Annotated in this window: 12 protein-coding genes; 2 read left to right on the forward strand and 10 right to left on the reverse strand. The window is 73.3% G+C overall.

What is annotated here, in order from left to right; translation table 11 throughout:
* Positions 1–347: 347 nt before the first annotated feature.
* The 10 genes from ACWH4W_RS31900 to ACWH4W_RS31945 all read right to left on the reverse strand — a co-directional run bounded on the left by ACWH4W_RS31900 (position 348) and on the right by ACWH4W_RS31945 (position 10,684).
* On the reverse strand, positions 348–1,421 hold the full coding sequence (locus tag ACWH4W_RS31900; RefSeq protein WP_473079350.1) for a polyprenyl synthetase family protein: 1,074 nt from the start codon (positions 1,419–1,421) through the stop codon (positions 348–350).
* Between the two features lie 121 nt (positions 1,422–1,542).
* The gene (locus tag ACWH4W_RS31905) at positions 1,543–2,520 is read right to left on the reverse strand and encodes a 3-oxoacyl-ACP synthase III family protein (RefSeq protein WP_473079351.1); all 978 of its coding nucleotides are present in this window, start codon (positions 2,518–2,520) and stop codon (positions 1,543–1,545) included.
* Positions 2,521–2,607: 87 nt separating this feature from the next.
* Positions 2,608–3,783, reverse strand: a complete 1,176-nt coding sequence (locus ACWH4W_RS31910) for a hydroxymethylglutaryl-CoA synthase (RefSeq protein ID WP_473079352.1) — start codon at positions 3,781–3,783, stop codon at positions 2,608–2,610.
* Positions 3,784–3,786: 3 nt separating this feature from the next.
* Positions 3,787–4,797, reverse strand: coding sequence for a hydroxymethylglutaryl-CoA reductase (locus ACWH4W_RS31915; protein ID WP_473079353.1), 1,011 nt, complete (start codon positions 4,795–4,797; stop codon positions 3,787–3,789).
* Positions 4,798–4,840: 43 nt separating this feature from the next.
* Entirely contained in the window at positions 4,841–5,935 is a 1,095-nt protein-coding gene (gene fni / locus ACWH4W_RS31920) for a type 2 isopentenyl-diphosphate Delta-isomerase (protein ID WP_473079354.1), read from the reverse strand.
* Complete coding sequence (locus tag ACWH4W_RS31925; RefSeq protein ID WP_473079355.1) at positions 5,932–7,044, reverse strand: phosphomevalonate kinase; 1,113 nt, start codon at positions 7,042–7,044, stop codon at positions 5,932–5,934. Before ACWH4W_RS31925 ends, fni begins: the two co-directional genes overlap by 4 nt.
* Positions 7,041–8,087 carry a diphosphomevalonate decarboxylase gene (gene mvaD / locus ACWH4W_RS31930; protein WP_473079356.1) on the reverse strand — a complete coding sequence of 349 codons (1,047 nt, stop codon included), beginning with the start codon at positions 8,085–8,087 and terminating at the stop codon, positions 7,041–7,043. The genes ACWH4W_RS31925 and mvaD overlap by 4 nt, the downstream gene beginning before the upstream one ends.
* The gene (gene mvk / locus ACWH4W_RS31935) at positions 8,077–9,057 is read right to left on the reverse strand and encodes a mevalonate kinase (RefSeq protein WP_473079357.1); all 981 of its coding nucleotides are present in this window, start codon (positions 9,055–9,057) and stop codon (positions 8,077–8,079) included. Before mvk ends, mvaD begins: the two co-directional genes overlap by 11 nt.
* A 995-nt stretch (positions 9,058–10,052) precedes the next feature.
* Positions 10,053–10,238: a MerR family transcriptional regulator gene (locus ACWH4W_RS31940; protein ID WP_053666114.1), complete on the reverse strand. Its 186-nt coding sequence runs from the start codon at positions 10,236–10,238 to the stop codon at positions 10,053–10,055.
* Entirely contained in the window at positions 10,235–10,684 is a 450-nt protein-coding gene (locus ACWH4W_RS31945) for a hypothetical protein (RefSeq protein ID WP_473079358.1), read from the reverse strand. The genes ACWH4W_RS31940 and ACWH4W_RS31945 overlap by 4 nt, the downstream gene beginning before the upstream one ends.
* 763 nt (positions 10,685–11,447) lie before the next feature.
* Here ACWH4W_RS31945 and ACWH4W_RS31950 point away from each other — a divergent pair.
* The gene (locus tag ACWH4W_RS31950) at positions 11,448–13,475 is read left to right on the forward strand and encodes an FAD/NAD(P)-binding protein (protein ID WP_473079409.1); all 2,028 of its coding nucleotides are present in this window, start codon (positions 11,448–11,450) and stop codon (positions 13,473–13,475) included.
* Entirely contained in the window at positions 13,472–14,911 is a 1,440-nt protein-coding gene (locus ACWH4W_RS31955; protein ID WP_473079359.1) for a nitrosuccinate lyase, read from the forward strand. Before ACWH4W_RS31950 ends, ACWH4W_RS31955 begins: the two co-directional genes overlap by 4 nt.
* Positions 14,912–15,073: the final 162 nt, after the last annotated feature.

Here is a 15,073-nt window from a genome sequence, read left to right on the forward strand (position 1 = left end):
GTCCCGGCCGGTCCCGGGAATCCCGTCGCACACCGGTTGCCCGACCGGGACGTCCGCCGTGGACGCGACGTCGCAGGCCACGCGCACCGGGCCTTCGCCGGCCGGCGTCCCCGCGGCGGTCCAGGACCGCGGACCGCCGCGCGGCGGCGCCCCGAGGAGCGTGCGGCCGGTCCGGCCGGCGGTCTCATCGGGGCGGCCCCGGGAAGGACCCGGGCGGGCCGGACCGGAGAAGGACGGCCCCCGTGGAGATCCGCGGGCTGAGGGTCCCGCACGCGGCGCCGGCCCCTTGAGGGAACGCGCGGTTCTGCCCGGTGTGCGCGGGGGCGTTCTCTCCCCGGCGTCGCGCATCAGGCGCTGCGGTAGGCGACCCGCACGGCCATGTCCGTCAGTTCGCTGCGCCACACCGGGTCCACGGGCGCGTCGGCGATGGCCTTGCAGCCCCGCTCGACGAGGTCGGCGATGTGCTTCTCGACGTCGGAGGGGACACCGGTGTCCAGGAGGCGGCCGCGCACCTCGGCGGGAGGGTGTCCCGGTTCCGTGATCAGGCTGCGGATGTGCTCGTCCCGCTGCATCGCCCAGCCGAGGAGCAGGGTCATCTTGTGCTGGCTGAAGTCGAGTCCGGCGGGTTTTCCGGTGTCCGCGGAGCTCCCGAACGCGTCCAGCAGGTCGTCGCGGAGCTGGAACGCCTCGCCCACCGCCTCTCCGTACTCCCTGAAGGCGTGGGCGAGGTCGGGACGTCCCGCCACGCTCGCCCCTACGGCCAGCGGCCGGTGGATGGTGTAATGGCCGGATTTGACCAGGGCGATCAGCCGGGAGAGTCGGGGGTCGACGGAGAACTCCGCGGCCGCGGCGAGATCCAGGTACTGACCGATCATCAGCTCCGAGCGCAGCGTGCTCCACACCGGGACCACCGTCGACGGCGCCCGGGACATCAGCTGCTCCGAGTAGACCAGGGCCAGGTCGCCGACGAGTACGGCCACGCTCTCGCCGAACCGGCGCGACTCGCCCTGCCACCCATGGCGGGCGTGCAGCGCGGAGTGCTTCGCGTGGACGGTCGGCTCGCCGCGCCGCTGGGCGGAGGCGTCGAAGATGTCGTCGTGGACGAGGGCGGAGACGTGCAGCATCTCGAGAGCCGCGGCGGCCGCCACGATCCCGGGGGCCTGCGGGTCACCGCCCGCGGCGAGATGACCGGTGACGCAGAAGGCCGGCCGGATGCGCTTGCCGCCCGACGCGACCAGGTCGGACAGCGCGTCGATGGCGACGACGGCCCGCTCGTCCACCTCGGCCCACACGTCGCGCTCGGCCGCGAGGAAGGAACGCAGCTCCCGCTCCACGCGCTGCAGCAGTTCCTCACTGGTGCGGCGCGCGGTGGCGGACGGCTCCCGGTCCGCACCCGACCGGGGGGGTACTTGTGCAGTCACACGTTTCTCCTTGTGCAGGGGGATGTGCACGGGGGCACGGAGCCGGGTCGACGGCCTGGCCGGCCTCCGCCGTGCGTGCCGTCCTCGTCGGCTGCGGGCAGGGCGGGCCGGTGTGGTCCCTTCACCACTCGATCAGTGCGAGCCCGGCTGCCATGCCGCCTCCGAAGGCGGCGAGGAGGACGAGGTCGCCGGGGTGGAAGGCGCCCTGGCGGGCGGCGGCGTCGAGGGTGATGGGCAGGGAGGCGGCTCCGGTGTTGGCGTAGTGCGTGAGGGTCTGGTGCATGGTGGCGTTGGGCAGGGCCAGGTCGGTGAAGACGGTTTCCAGGAGGCGTCCGTTGGCCTGGTGGGGGACGAAGTGGCGGATGTCGTCGGGGGTGACGCCGGCCTCGTGGAGGAACTGCTTGGTGAGCGGGGGGAGGTGGTCGGTGACGAAGCGGGCGACATCGCGTCCGGTCATGGCGAAGTACTGCCGGCCGGCGTCGAGTGCGGGGTGGTCCAAGGGGTGGCGGCTGCCGCCGGCGGGGACATGGATCAGGTGGGATAGCTCGCCGAAGGTGTGCTGGGTCATGTGGCGGATGCGCGGGCCCTGGCCGGTGGCGCCCAGAACGAGTGCGCCGGCGCCGTCGCCGAAGAGGATGACGGTTTTTCGGTCGGTGGGGTTGAGGATGCGCGAGTAGATGTCGGCGCCGATGACGAGGGCGTGGCCGCCTTGGCGGGCGAGGATGCCCTCGGCGGCGGAGAGCGCGAAGACGGTTCCGGAGCAGACGGCGTTGACGTCGAAGGCGGCGGCGTTGGCGGCACCGAGGTGGTGCTGGACGTAGGCGGCGGTGGGGGGCTGGGGCCGGTCGGGTGTGGAGGTGGCGACGACGATGGCGGACAGGCGGTCGGCGGTGACGCCGGCCGAGGTGAGCGCGGCGCGGGCTGCCTCGGCGGCCAGGTCCGAGGTGGCCTGGCCGGGCGCGGCCCAGCGTCGCTGTTTCATTCCGGTTTTACGGGTGATCCAGGCGTCGTCGACGCCGGCTGCCGCGCCGACCTCGTCGTTGGTGACGATCCGTTCGGGCACGTAGGCACCCGTGCCGAGGACTCTGACGTCGCTCATGCGGCTGCCCCCCTTCAAGAGTGTGGAAATCACTGCGTGCACTGCACGTGCGGGCCGGCGCCCGCGGGGCCCCGGCCCGCGGGCGCTCTAGCGCTTCTCGTAGATGCGCTTGTGACCGCTGAGCCCGGCCAGCCGGAAGGGTCCGGTGGTCTGCGACGGAGTGGGGTGGTCGCCCCCGTCGGTGGGGAAGGACCGCTCGTGCAGTTCGCGGTAGTCGGCGTAGCCGAGCGGCCTGCGCCGGTCGACCGCCTCGTTGTGCGCCGCGGTCCGCAGGTGCTCCCGGTACCCCGGGACGACGGTGCCGGCGAAGAACTCGGCGACGCTGCCGGATCCGTAGCTGAGGAAGCCGACCGGCCGGCCGGTCAGGTCGTCCCCCTGGTCGAGCACCGAGGCGAGGCCGAGGTACACCGACGCGGTGTAGCTGTTGCCGATGACGGTGTTGTACGACGTGGTCCGTCCGACGGCGCGCTCGACCGCGTCCTTGTCGGGGTCGTACCCGCAGTAGTTCAGCAGGTGGCGGTGGGCCTTGTAGGCCATCTTCGTGAACGGCTGGTGGTAGCAGAACGCGGCGAACTCCTCCAGCGGGCGGCCGCCCTGCTCGCCGTAGTCCTTCCAGCTGCCTTCCACCGCCTGCAGGTACGCGGCGATGGACTCCTGCCCGTCGACCAGTGCGGCCTCACGGTAGTTCGGCCGCCAGAAGTCCATGACGTCGGCGGTGAACAGGCCCGACGGCTCCTCGATGCGCACCAGGGCCGGGTCCGCGCCGACCAGCATGGCCACCGCGGCCGCGCCCTGGGTGGCCTCGCCCGGGCTGTCCAGCTCGTACTTGGACACGTCGCTGGCGATCACGAGGACCCGCTGGGCGGGATCGCGCCGCACCAGGCCGATGGCGAACTGCAGGGCGGCCGTCGCCCCGTAGCAGGCCTGCTTCAGCTCGACGACCCTGGTGGCCGACGGCAGGCCGAGCAGGGAGTGCACGTACACGCCGGCCGCCTTGGCCTGGTCGATCGACGACTCCGTCGCGAGGACGACCGTGCGTATGCGGTCCGCGCCGTGCCGGGCGACGACGGGGGCCGCGGCGGCGGCGGCCATGGTCACGATGTCCTCGTCGGCGGCGGGCACGCTCATCGACCGCTGGCCGATGCCCACGTGGTACTTGCCGATCTCGGTGCCGTTGTGCTCGGCGAGTTCCGTGTGGGGCAGGACGAACTCGGTGGTAGCGAAGGACAGATCGTGAATTCCGATCGCGGAATCGTTGGCCATCTCCTAAACACCGACCTTTACTGTCTTGTCGTCGCGTTCCAACTGGACGTGCGCGCGCATGAGTTCGCCAGGGTTCGTCTGTGCTGCCAGGAGCGAGAGCTCACCGCACAGCACGGTCGCCGCCGCGATGACGGCGAGCCGGCGCGCGTTCTCCCCGGGCTCGCGGTCGGCCTTGCAGCCGAGCCTGGTCAGGTTCGTCTCCACGAAGCTGAGGCCCTTGCCGTTGCCCACCGTGCCGACGATCAGGTTCGGCAGCGTGCAGGCGAAGTACAGGTCTCCGTCCCGGTCCTCGGCCATCACGACGCCCTGGGAGCCCTCGACGATGTTGGCCGCGTCCTGGCCCGTGGCCAGGTAGAAGCCGAGCAGCATGTTCGCGAAGTGGGCGTTCGCCGAGCGGATGCCGCCGGCGAGCAGGGTGCCGAGCATGTTCTTGCGGATGTTCAGCTCGACGATCTTGGCGGCCGTGGTGTGCAGGACCTCCTCGACCACGTCGCGCGGCACGAGCAGTTCCGTGACCACGTTCTTGCCGCGGCCGAGGATGCCGTTGACCGCGGTGGCCTTCTTGTCCGTGCAGTAGTTCCCGGAGATCGATCCGTAGGAGATGCCCGGGATCGTCTTCAGCAGGTGCTGCAGGAGCACGTCGGAGGCGAGGGTGGCCATGTTGTGGCCGGAGGCGTCCCCGGTGGAGAACTCGAACCGGACGAAGAGCAGGTTGGCGTTGATCTCGTGCCGGATGCCGATCAGCCGGGCGAACCGGCTGCAGCCGCGCACCACCTCGCGCAGCTCGTCGATGCGCGCCTCGATCGTCTGCGCGGCCGCGTACGCGGTCTGCGCGTCCGTCGCCTCGACGAGCACCGAACGTGTCATCCGCTCGTCCACGAGCGTGGCGACGATGCCCTTCTCGGCCAGCATGGAGACCTTCGCTCCCCGGCCCACCGACGGCCACAACGGCGACTCGTAGGTGGCGAGCGGCACCTGGGTCTCGGTGGTGGTGACGTTCCCCGAGATGCGCACGGGTCCCACCCACCTCATCGGGACTCCGGCGATCGCGTGCGCGTCAGTCATCATGTGCTCCCGTCGTCTTGTGGAGGGTGCCGGCGGAGCCGGACCGCTGGGCGAGCAGCCGTGTGTCGATGCCCCGGTCCGTGCAGAAGGAACGAAGGTCGCGGTGGACCAGCAGGTCGCAGCGCGCCAGGTCGGCGGGGGTACGCGCGCCGAGCATGGTCATCAGCGCCGCGAGCTGGTCGAGCCACGTCGAGATCTGTGACACCAGCGCGGGCACGCCGCCGTCGAGGAGGGTGCGCAGGAAGCCCCCGGACGCGCCGACGCCGGAGGCGCCGAGCGCCAGCGCACGGGCCACGTCGAGCGGATGGCGCACGCCGCCGGAGGCGAGCACGGGAATGCCGACGTCCTGCGCGTCCAGGAGGCAGGCGGCGGTGGACTGCCCCCAGCCGTGCATGAAGGCGTAGTCGGCGGGGTCCCGCCGGCCGTTCTCGATGCGGGCGAAGTCGGTGCCGCCCCGGCCGCCGAGGTCCGCCACCCGCACGCCCAGGTCCCGCAGCAGCAGGACGGTCTGCCGGCTCAGCCCGTTGCCGACCTCCTTGACGATCACGGGGACGTCGACGTTCGCGGCGATCTTCTCGATCTGCGGGACCCAGGAGGAGAACGACCGGTCGCCCTCCGGCATCACCGTCTCCTGGGCCGTGTTGACGTGGATCTGCAGGGCGTCGGCCTCCAGCAGGCCGATGGCCCGACGTGCCTGGTCGACCGATGCCGTCGCGTTCACGTTCGCCATGACGAACCCGTCGGGGTTCTCCGTGCGCAGCACCTGGAACGTGTCGGCGCACGAGGGGTCCTTGAAGTACGCGCTCATGGATCCCGACGCGATGGGCACCCCGGTCTCGCGGGCGGCGATGGCCAGGTCCCGGTTGATGATGCCGGTCTTCACGCTGCCGCCCGTCATCGCGTTGATGTAGAGCGGCACCTGCCAGGAGACGCCGGCGAAGGCCGTGGCCAGGGACACGTCCGGCCGGTCGATGCCGGCCAGGGCGTGGTGGACGAACGACACGTCGTCGAACTGGTTGCGTCCGCTGTGCTCCTGCTGCTGCTCGACGGCGAGCCGTACGTGGTCGTCCTTGCGCTGAGCGATCATTTCTCGTTCCCTTCCGGGGCGGGACGGACCGGCAGGGGCAGCACCCCGGCCGTTTCCCACCGCTTCCGTACGTGTGAAATGTCCGACGCCGCTCCGGCGTCCAGCAGGGCGATGCCGCAGTCGCCGCCCCCCGCCCCCGAGGGCTTGGCCGCGCCTCCGACGGCTTCGGCGGCGGCGCAGAGCTCCGTCAGCCTGGTCGTGAAGATCCCGAGGCCGACCTCGTCGTCCAGGCGCGCCAGTTCCCGCCGGGCCCGGCGGATCTGCTCGAGCAGTCCCCGGCGGTCCCCGGCCTCGAGCGCGGCGACCGAAGCGTGCACGCAGTCGGTGGTGGCCTCCACGAACCGCCGGTGGGAGGCGGTGCCCCGCCAGGTCCGGCGGTGCAGGTCGGACACGAGATCCGCGGTGGAGGCCGGTTCGCCGGTCCAGCCCACCTCCAACGCCAGTCCCCGGGGCGGCGGCAGCCTGCGCACCTCGAAACCCGGCCAGGGCGCGCGCAGTGTCCTGTCGATCCCCAGGCGCCGCGCCAGGTCGAGTACGGCGGCGCGGTCGGGCGCCCGGTAGGCGATCCAGCCGCCCCAGGTACTGGCGGCGAGGTCCCCGCCGGAGCCCTTGGCGTCGATCCGCGCCGTGGCGAGCATGGCCAGCCGGAACCGGTCCTCGAGGGACAGTTCCACGCCGCAGAAGGACGACACGGCCGCAACGGTCGCCACGGTCACCGCGCCGCTCGAACCCAGGCCGTACTTCCTGCCGTTGTCGTGCAGGCGGCTGCCCACCGAGACGTCCAGCGCGGGCACCGGCAGGCCCCGCTCGGCCAGCAGCCGGCCCACGACCTCGATCGCCGCGATCACGTGGGCGAGGGCGCGCGCCCGTCGCGCACCGTCCTCGCCGCGCACGACGAGCCCGCCCTCGTGCCACCGTGCCCGCGCCGGCTGCGTGCCGAGGTCGGAGGAGAGCACGGTGTCGGCGTCGGCGGAGCCGGACACGGTGACCGTCACGTGCCGGTCGACCGCCACCAGGATCGCCGGGTTCCCGGGATCCACCACCGCGTACTCCCCCGCGACGAACAGCTTGCCCGGCGCGCGCCGGACGACCGTGCCCTGCCGTGTCATCGTCCGGCCTCGTCCAGCAGGCGGGCGCCCGGCCCCGGTCCGGCGACGTACGCCGCGCCGTCCGGGACGGCACGGCGTACGGCCTCGGCCACCCGGTCCGCGTCCGCGCGGCGGCAGAGCACCTTGACGTTCGGGCCGGCGTCCATGGTGGCGTAGGCCGGCACGCCGTCCCGCCGGAGCCGGAGCACCAGATCGAGCACGGTGAGCGTGGCGGGCGACAGGTAGCGCACCGCCGGGCGCGCCGCCAGCATGGTCGCGTGCATGCCGAACGCGTTGCGCTCCGCGATCTCCCCGACCGCTTCGAGGTCGCCCAGCCGCAGCGCCGTCCGCATCTCCGCCAGGTCGGCCCGGCTGGAGTCGGCCCACGATCCGTACAGCGGGGACGTGGCGACGGTCCGGCGCATGGCCTCCCGGCTGGAGACGGCCTTGGGTCCCGCGTTGACCACGGCGATGACCAGCGCCGGGTCGATGTCCGCCACGGACACCGGCTCGGCGTAGGAGCCGAGGTCCGCGTCGGTGCCGGTGCCGGTGCCGGCGTGCCAGACGGCGAAACCGCCGAAGACCGACCGCGACGCCGACCCGGAGCCGCGCCGGGCCAGGCGGGACAGCGCCGTGGCGTCGAGGTCGAGCCCGTACGCGCGGGCCGCGGCGACGGCCAGGGCGGCGAACCCGCTGGCGGAGGAGGCCAGGCCCGCTCCGGTGGGGACGGTGTTCTCGGTCTCCACCACGGCCCGGTGCGCGAGCCCGGCCCGCTCCCGCACCAGTTCCAGGAACGCGACGATGCGCCGGTGCGCCTCGCCCGTCGCGGGGACGCCGTTGAACGTCACGTCGTCGCTCCCGGCCCCGGGAACGAGCCGGACGCGGGTGGTCGTCGGGAAGATGTCCAGCGTCATCGACAAGCTGTCGGTGCGGGGAAGGACCAGTCGCTCGTCGCGCTTGCCCCAGTACTTGATCAGGGCGATGTTCGGGTGCGCGACGGCGGTGGCGCTTCCCGCGGTGTCCTGCTCCCGCGGCCGGACCGGGGTGGCGTGTTCACTGCGCATGGTTGTCGAGCCCCTTCAGCGGTACGACCCACGTCTGTACGGCGCCGGCCTCGTGCAGCCGCCGGGTGACGGCCCTGGCCTGCTCCGGCCGGACCAGGGCGATCATGCAGCCGCCCAGGCCGCCGCCGGTGATCTTGGCTCCGAGGCCGCCCGCCTCGATCGCGGCCTCCACCAGCGCGTCGATCCGGTCGGTGCTGAGCCCTGCCGCGCGGAGCAGCCGGTGGTAGTCGGTGAGTTGCGAGCCGAGGTCCTTCGGTTCGCCCTCGGCGAGGGCCTGCTGGGCCGCGCGGGTCAGGTCCGACGCCCGGTCGACGAACCGCTCCTGTGCGCCGGCACGGTGCCGGAACCTCTCACGCAGCAGCTCGACCGCTTCGTTGGTGCTGCCCGCGACGCCGCTGTCCGCGACGATGAACAGGCCGTCCCAGCCGATCTTCAGCTGCTGGACCTCGCCCGCCCGGAACAGCAGCGGGGCGGACGCGCCGACGGCCCGGGCGTCGACTCCGCTGGCCCGGCCGTGCGTCATGTTCTCCGCCGTTTGCACCAGGTCGAACGCCGTGTCCTCGGGGAGCTCGAGGCCGAAGAGGTCGGCGAGGGCGAAGACGATCGCACGCGAGCTGGCCGCACTGGAGCCGAGCCCCCGGCCGAGCGGGATCGCGCTGTCGAGGAGCACGTCGAGGTGCGGCCTGCCCGACACGCCCATCCTGGCCTTGAACTCGGTGAACAGTCGGCGCAGGCCGTCGGAGCTCTGCGTCACCATCGCCCGCGACGGGGAACCGGTCATCGTGTAGGACAAGTCGCCCTGGCCCTCGAAGAGGCGGGAGGACCATCCGGCGTTGGCCGTGACCGTCAGCTGCGGAACCGGAAGGGCGAGCGCCGGGGCGCCGTAGACGACCGCGTGCTCCCCCAGCAGGATGACCTTGGCGTGAGCGCGACCAATGCCCACCGAACGGGCCCGGTGGCCTTCTGACATCTCCTCCACTGAGCTCGGTAGGGTCAACGCACTCAGCTCCCTCTGTCTTTTCTGCATGGGGACCGCATCGTCTGAGAAAGGAATGAAGCAGGACGTCGGACGGGGCCGTGTCCGCACAAGCACGCAGCTTTCACGGAACGGCCGCTCAGGGGTGGAGCAGCGGGCCGCCGGATGGCGCCGCTCCCCGGGGACCGCCACGGCCGCCGGACCACCGCACGCGGCGGGGGACTTCGTCCGCCGGCCGTCGGCACCGCGCGGCGCCGTCCCGGCGGGGGTGTTCACGCGTCCCGTCCCGCGTGCGACGGCGCGCACGGACCGGACGGGATTGCGCGGACGGGGGGGGGGAAGGGCCCGGTCCGCCCGCGCGTGGCGCGAGACCGCCGCACGCCGCGGCAGCCGGCACCGCACGCCCGGGCGGGCTTTTCATCGGGTGCGGAAGAGGCCGGCGTCGTGCGGGCGGCGGCCCGGTTCGGCGTGCGCGGACCGGCGGCCACGGCACGCGCCCCCTGCTTCGCAACAGCTTTCGGGCAGGGGAGACGTGGGTGAATAGTGACACGGTGGTGCCGTGACGCCAACACCGGGAAGAAGTGACCTGGGTCACTTCGGGCGAGATCCCGCCGAGCCTCGCGCCGGAGCGGCACGCCGGACGGATGCCGCGGCCGGCGCAGGCGAACGCGCCCGTCCCGCCGGGGATTTCGGCGGTCTGCCGGCGCCGGCCGCCGCCCCCGTCGCCCGGCCGGGCGGGGGCCGTCACCGGGCCGCCGGGACCGCCGTCGCGGCCGGCCGGACACGTCCGCGGAGCGACGACGGCCTCCGGCGGGTCCGACGGCGGTGCCGGAGCCGGCGACCCCGCACAGGGGGCGCCGGCGGAACGGACACCCGGCGCGGACCGCCCGAGGCGCGGGACGCCACGGTGCGGCGGGCAGTCCGCACAGACGGAACGCCGCCGCACCACCCGCACCGGAACCGGCTGCCCGACATGTCCCGCCGCCGGATCAGGGCCGACGCTGCAGGGCGATCTCCGTCAGTTCCTCGATATCGAACTCCGAGCGACGGTGCGGCGCGCCGTAGCGGGTTATCTTCCCGCGGCTCACCCACTTGCGGATCGTCGCTTCGGACACGCCCACGGCGAGTGCGGCCACCTTTGTGGGAACGAGCCTGTGACTCGGGGGCTTGATCATGCGGTGACACCCTTTCGCTGCCGTTCCATGAGTTTCCTGAGACCGAGCCACTCGTGAACTTTCCATGAATGACCCGAAGAACAGGAGATGCTGTTTCCCGTATTTCCGCCGCTCAGGGGAGAGGCGCTGATCGTCCCGGTGCAGTCGTCCATGACGCACTTCCTGGTGAGCGTCCGGACGTCGCTCGGGTCGGGATCGATGGTCCGGCGCAGTTCGGCGACGAGACCCTCGATCTCCTCCGCGAAGCCGACCGCCGAGGGCTGGGCGGTGATCCACTGCAGGTGCAGCGTGAGGAACCGCGCCAGGTGGGGGACGGTGCGGCGCGGCGCGGTGGTTCCGAGCCGCTCCACGACCGTTCTCGACCACGACTCGAGGAGAGCGAGGATGTTGTGACGGGCGTCGAGCACCGAGATGTCCATGTAGTCGCGCCGTCGGCTTCCCGACACCTTGGTCGGATTCGTCTGCCGAGCCGGCGGCGACACGTGGTGCAGGCATTCCTGATGGAGCCCCGGGAGTGCGCGCAGATTGCGTTCCATCCGCTTGATGCAGGGAACGCACAGAACGGATCCGGCGGCGGCGCGGCTTTCCCGGGCATGACCTCCGGGGCATGAGAGTGGCCTCATCGGAACTCCGTCATGAGTCGGCTCGCCCTCATGACCTCTGTACGCCACATGAACACCCCGTGTCCATTTCGGAGCCGACGCGGCATTCCCTGTCCCTGGTTGATCGCCTTCGTGAAGAAACTCCATGCTCCGCTCTCCGCCCGGTCCAGTCCGGTGAAAATGTGTGAGCCCGAAGAGCATGAACGGAACGGCTCTTCGGCGGGCAGTCCAATTACCCGACCGGAGACTCGAGTCCCGATACAGCCTCGTTCGGGCCCGCTCGCGAAAGCAGCCCGGCGGTCCGCGCCCGCGGTGATCGGCTTCCGGAGCCGGCCCTCCCCGCCCGAGCGCTCGTCCCCCTCCAGCCGACTTCCACCCGGAAGCGAGTCCTGGTTGAGCCCCTGCGCCGACGGTGGCCCAGGAAGGAGGCACTGTGGACGGTACGCACGGAGGAGACCGCGCAGGAAGCGCCGGACTCCCCGCAGGGCCGCTCGTCACGGCGGCCGCTCAGTTTCCCCCGAACGACCCCTCTCCCCCCGGACGCGCGAGCACCCGCGCACCCGCCCCGCCTGCCGGAGGCGGCACCGCGGCACCCCTCGAGGTGTGCATCGTCGGGGCCGGTCCCCGGGGCCTTTCCGTACTGGAACGGCTCTGCGCGCAGGAACGCAAGTCACCCCGCCGGCACACCGTCACCGTGCACGTCGTCGACCCGGACCCGCCGGGCTCGGGACGGGTGTGGCGCCCTGCGCAGTCCCGGCACCTGCTGATGAACACCGTTGCCTCCCAGGTGACGGTCTACACCGACGCCAGCGTCCGCATCGACGGTCCGCTGGAGGAGGGGCCGAGCCTGTACCAGTGGGCCAGGGCCGTGGAGGCGGGCACGCTCGGCACCGGCCCGGAGACCGTCGGCGACGAGGTCCTCGCCGAGGCGCGCGCTCTGGGCCCCGACTCCTATCCCACACGCGCCCTCTACGGCTGCTACCTGACGTGGGCGTTCCGGCGCGTCGTCGCGGACGCCGCCGCCCACGTGACGGTGCGCACGCATCGCGTACGGGCCGTGGCCCTCGAGGACGCCGACCCCGCATCGGGCCACGCGGGACCCCAGACCGTCCTCCTGGAGGACGGCACCCGGCTGACCGGTCTGTCCGCGGTCGTGCTCGCCCAGGGCCACGTACCGGTCCGGCCCACCGCCGCGGAGCGGGAGCTGGCCGGTTTCGCCGCCCGGCACGGGCTGACGTACGTGGCCCCCGCCAACCCGGCCGACGTGGACCTGTCGGGCGTCCGGCCCGGCCAGAGCGTGCTGCTGCGCGGACTCGGGCTCAACTTCTTCGACTACATGGCGCTGTTCACCCACGGCCGGGGAGGCGTCTTCACCCGTGCCGGCGGTCGCCTGGTCTACCGGCCCTCGGGCCGCGAGCCGCGCCTGTACGCGGGGTCCCGGCGCGGTGTGCCCTACCAGGCGCGCGGCGAGAACGAGAAGGGCCCCCACGGCCGGTACTTCCCCCGGCTCCTCACCGCCGGGTACGTCGCGGCGCTGCGTGCCCGGGAGCCGCGCGGCGCGGCCATCGACTTCGCCGCCGACCTGTGGCCGCTGATCTCCAAGGAGGTGCGCGGCGTCTACTACGCCACCCTGCTCGCCGCACGCGGCGAACCCGCCTCGGCCGGCGAGGAGTTCACCGAGCGGTTCCTGCGCGCCGAGGCGGGCCCGGAGGAGGACCGGCTCCTCGACGAGGCCGGGATCGGCCCGGCCGAGCGCTGGGACTGGGAGCGCGTCGCCCGCCCCTACGACGCCCGCGCCCTCGGCGACCCGGCCGCCTTCCGCAGCTGGCTGCGCGACCACCTCGACGAGGACGTCCGGCTGGCCCGCCAGGGCAACGTGAGCGGACCGGTCAAGGCCGCGCTCGACGTCCTGCGGGACCTGCGCAACGAGGTGCGGCTCGCCGTCGACCACGCCGGCCTGACCGCCGCCTCCCACCGTGACGACCTCGACCACTGGTACACACCGCTCAACGCCTACCTGTCCATAGGCCCGCCGGTGTCCCGCATCGAGGAGATGGCCGCGCTCATGGACGCGGGCGTCCTCGACGTGACCGGTCCCGGACTGCGCGTCACCGCGGACGCGCACGATCCGCTCGGCCCCTGCTTCACCGGTACGTCGAGCGAGATACCCGGCGTGCGGGTGCGGGCCGAGGTCCTCATCGAGGCCCGCCTGCCCGAGATCGACCTGCGGCGCACCGCGGACCCGCTGATGAACCGTCTGCTGCGGACCGGACAGTGCCGTCCTCACCGCATTCCCCGCGCGGCGGCGGACACCGACGGCGACACGGGCGGCGCGGACCACGAGACGGGGGGCCTCGCCGTGTCGGAACGGCCCTACCACCTGATCGACGCCCGGGGCGTACCGCATCCCCGGCGCTTCGCCTACGGGGTGCCCACCGAGTCCGTGCACTGGGTGACCGCCGCCGGCATCAGGCCCGGCGTCGGCTCCGTCACCCTCGAGGACTCCGACGCCATCGCGGCGGCCGTCCTCGCCGTGCCCGCGGCGGCGGCCGTGCCACGGCGACCGCGCGCCCCTGTGACCGGCCCCGCCACCGCCCCGACGACCACACCCCCGAGCACGAAGGCGGACGCATGACCTCCCTGCAGGAGCCCCGGCGGAGCACACCCCTGCCCGACCACCTGGACGCCGGGCTGCTCTCACCGGTCCGGGCGGGCACCCCCGTCGAGTCGGCCGTGGGCGACGGCGCCTGGCTGCAGGCGATGCTCGACGCGGAGGCGGCCCTGGCCCGCGCCCAGGCCCGTTGCGGCACGGTGCCCGCACACGCGGCCGAGGCCATCACGGCCGCCGCCCGCGCCGACCTGCTGGACGTGCGCGAGCTGGCGCTCGCCGCGCGGGAGACCGCCAACCCGGTCGTGGGCCTGGTCAAGGCGCTGACCGCAGTGGTCGCGGAACGCTCCCCCGAGGCCGCCGAGTACGTGCACCGCGGTTCCACCAGCCAGGACGTCCTCGACACCGGCGCGATGCTGGTGGCCGCACGCGCGCTGCGCCTGATCCTCGCGGACCTGCGGGCCGTGGCCGACGCCCTGGCCGGCCTCGCGGCCGATCACCGGGACACCGTGATGGCGGGCCGTACCCTCGCGCTGCACGCCGTCCCCACGACCTTCGGGCTCAAGGCGGCCGGGTGGCGCAGCCTGGTCCTGGAGGCGGCCGGCCGCCTCGAGAGGATCGCCCGCGGAGGGCTTCCGGTGGCGCTCGGCGGCGCAGCCGGGACCCTGGCCGGCTATCTGCAGTACGCGGGCGAGGACTCCGACCCCACGGCCGTGCTCGACGAACTCGGCGCCGCCTTCGCCGCCGAGACCGGGCTGGCCGCCCCCGTACTGCCCTGGCACGCCCTGCGCACGCCCGTCGCCGACCTGGGAGCCGCCCTCGCCCACACGGCCGGGGCCCTCGGCAAGATCGCCGCGGACGTGCTGGTCCTCACCCGTACCGAGGTCGGCGAAGTGGCCGAGCCCGCGGTCGCCGGGCGGGGTGCCTCGTCGGCCATGCCGCACAAGCGCAACCCCGTGCTCGCCACCCTGATCCGCTCCGCCGCCCTCCAGGTGCCCGCCCTGGCCACCGTGCTGCTCCAGAGCCTGCCCGCCGAGGACGAGCGCTCGGCCGGAATGTGGCACGCCGAGTGGCAGCCGCTGCGCGAGTGCCTGCGGCTCACCGGAGGAGCCGCGCACACGGCCGTCGAACTCACGCGGGGACTCACCGTCCACCCGGAGCGGATGCGCGCCAACCTCGAGGCGACCGGTGGGCAACTCGTCTCCGAGCGGGTCTCGGCCGTCCTGGCGCCGCGCCTGGGCAAGGCGGCGGCCAGGGAACTGCTGGCCCGGGCGTCGCTGCTCGCCGCCCGGACCGGCCGGCCGCTGGCCGACGTACTGGCCGAACTTCCGCAGCTCACCGGCGTGCTGAGCCGGGACGAGGCGGTCGCGCTGCTCGACCCGGCCGGTTACACCGGTCTCGCCGGTCCCCTGGTCGACCGGGCGCTCACGGAGCCGGTGCGCTCGCGGACCGCGGCGCCGTGACGGAGGAGGCCGATGCGCGAGGGGCGCCGCTGCGGGAGGGGGCCGGCCCCGCGCGGCCGTCCTCCCGCCGTGCCCGGGTCCTTCCGCCGCGGGAGGGACGCGAGTCCGGGGCCGCCCGTCGGCGCGACGCCCCCCGGTCGCCGTGGCGGCGTGCCGCTCCAC

It is taken from the genome of Streptomyces sp. DSM 120436, assembly GCF_055778765.1.

Excerpts from the sequence above, each read along its gene's own strand:
- ACWH4W_RS31905 (WP_473079351.1), bottom strand. The coding sequence starts at position 2,520 with ATGAGCGACGTCAGAGTCCTCGGCACGGGTGCCTACGTGCCCGAACGG.
- ACWH4W_RS31910 (WP_473079352.1), bottom strand. The coding sequence starts at position 3,783 with ATGGCCAACGATTCCGCGATCGGAATTCACGATCTGTCCTTCGCTACC.
- fni (WP_473079354.1), bottom strand. The coding sequence starts at position 5,935 with ATGATCGCTCAGCGCAAGGACGACCACGTACGGCTCGCCGTCGAGCAG.
- ACWH4W_RS31925 (WP_473079355.1), bottom strand. The coding sequence starts at position 7,044 with ATGACACGGCAGGGCACGGTCGTCCGGCGCGCGCCGGGCAAGCTGTTC.
- mvaD (WP_473079356.1), bottom strand. The coding sequence starts at position 8,087 with ATGCGCAGTGAACACGCCACCCCGGTCCGGCCGCGGGAGCAGGACACC.
- mvk (WP_473079357.1), bottom strand. The coding sequence starts at position 9,057 with ATGTCAGAAGGCCACCGGGCCCGTTCGGTGGGCATTGGTCGCGCTCAC.
- ACWH4W_RS31940 (WP_053666114.1), bottom strand. The coding sequence starts at position 10,238 with ATGATCAAGCCCCCGAGTCACAGGCTCGTTCCCACAAAGGTGGCCGCA.
- ACWH4W_RS31955 (WP_473079359.1), top strand. The coding sequence starts at position 13,472 with ATGACCTCCCTGCAGGAGCCCCGGCGGAGCACACCCCTGCCCGACCAC.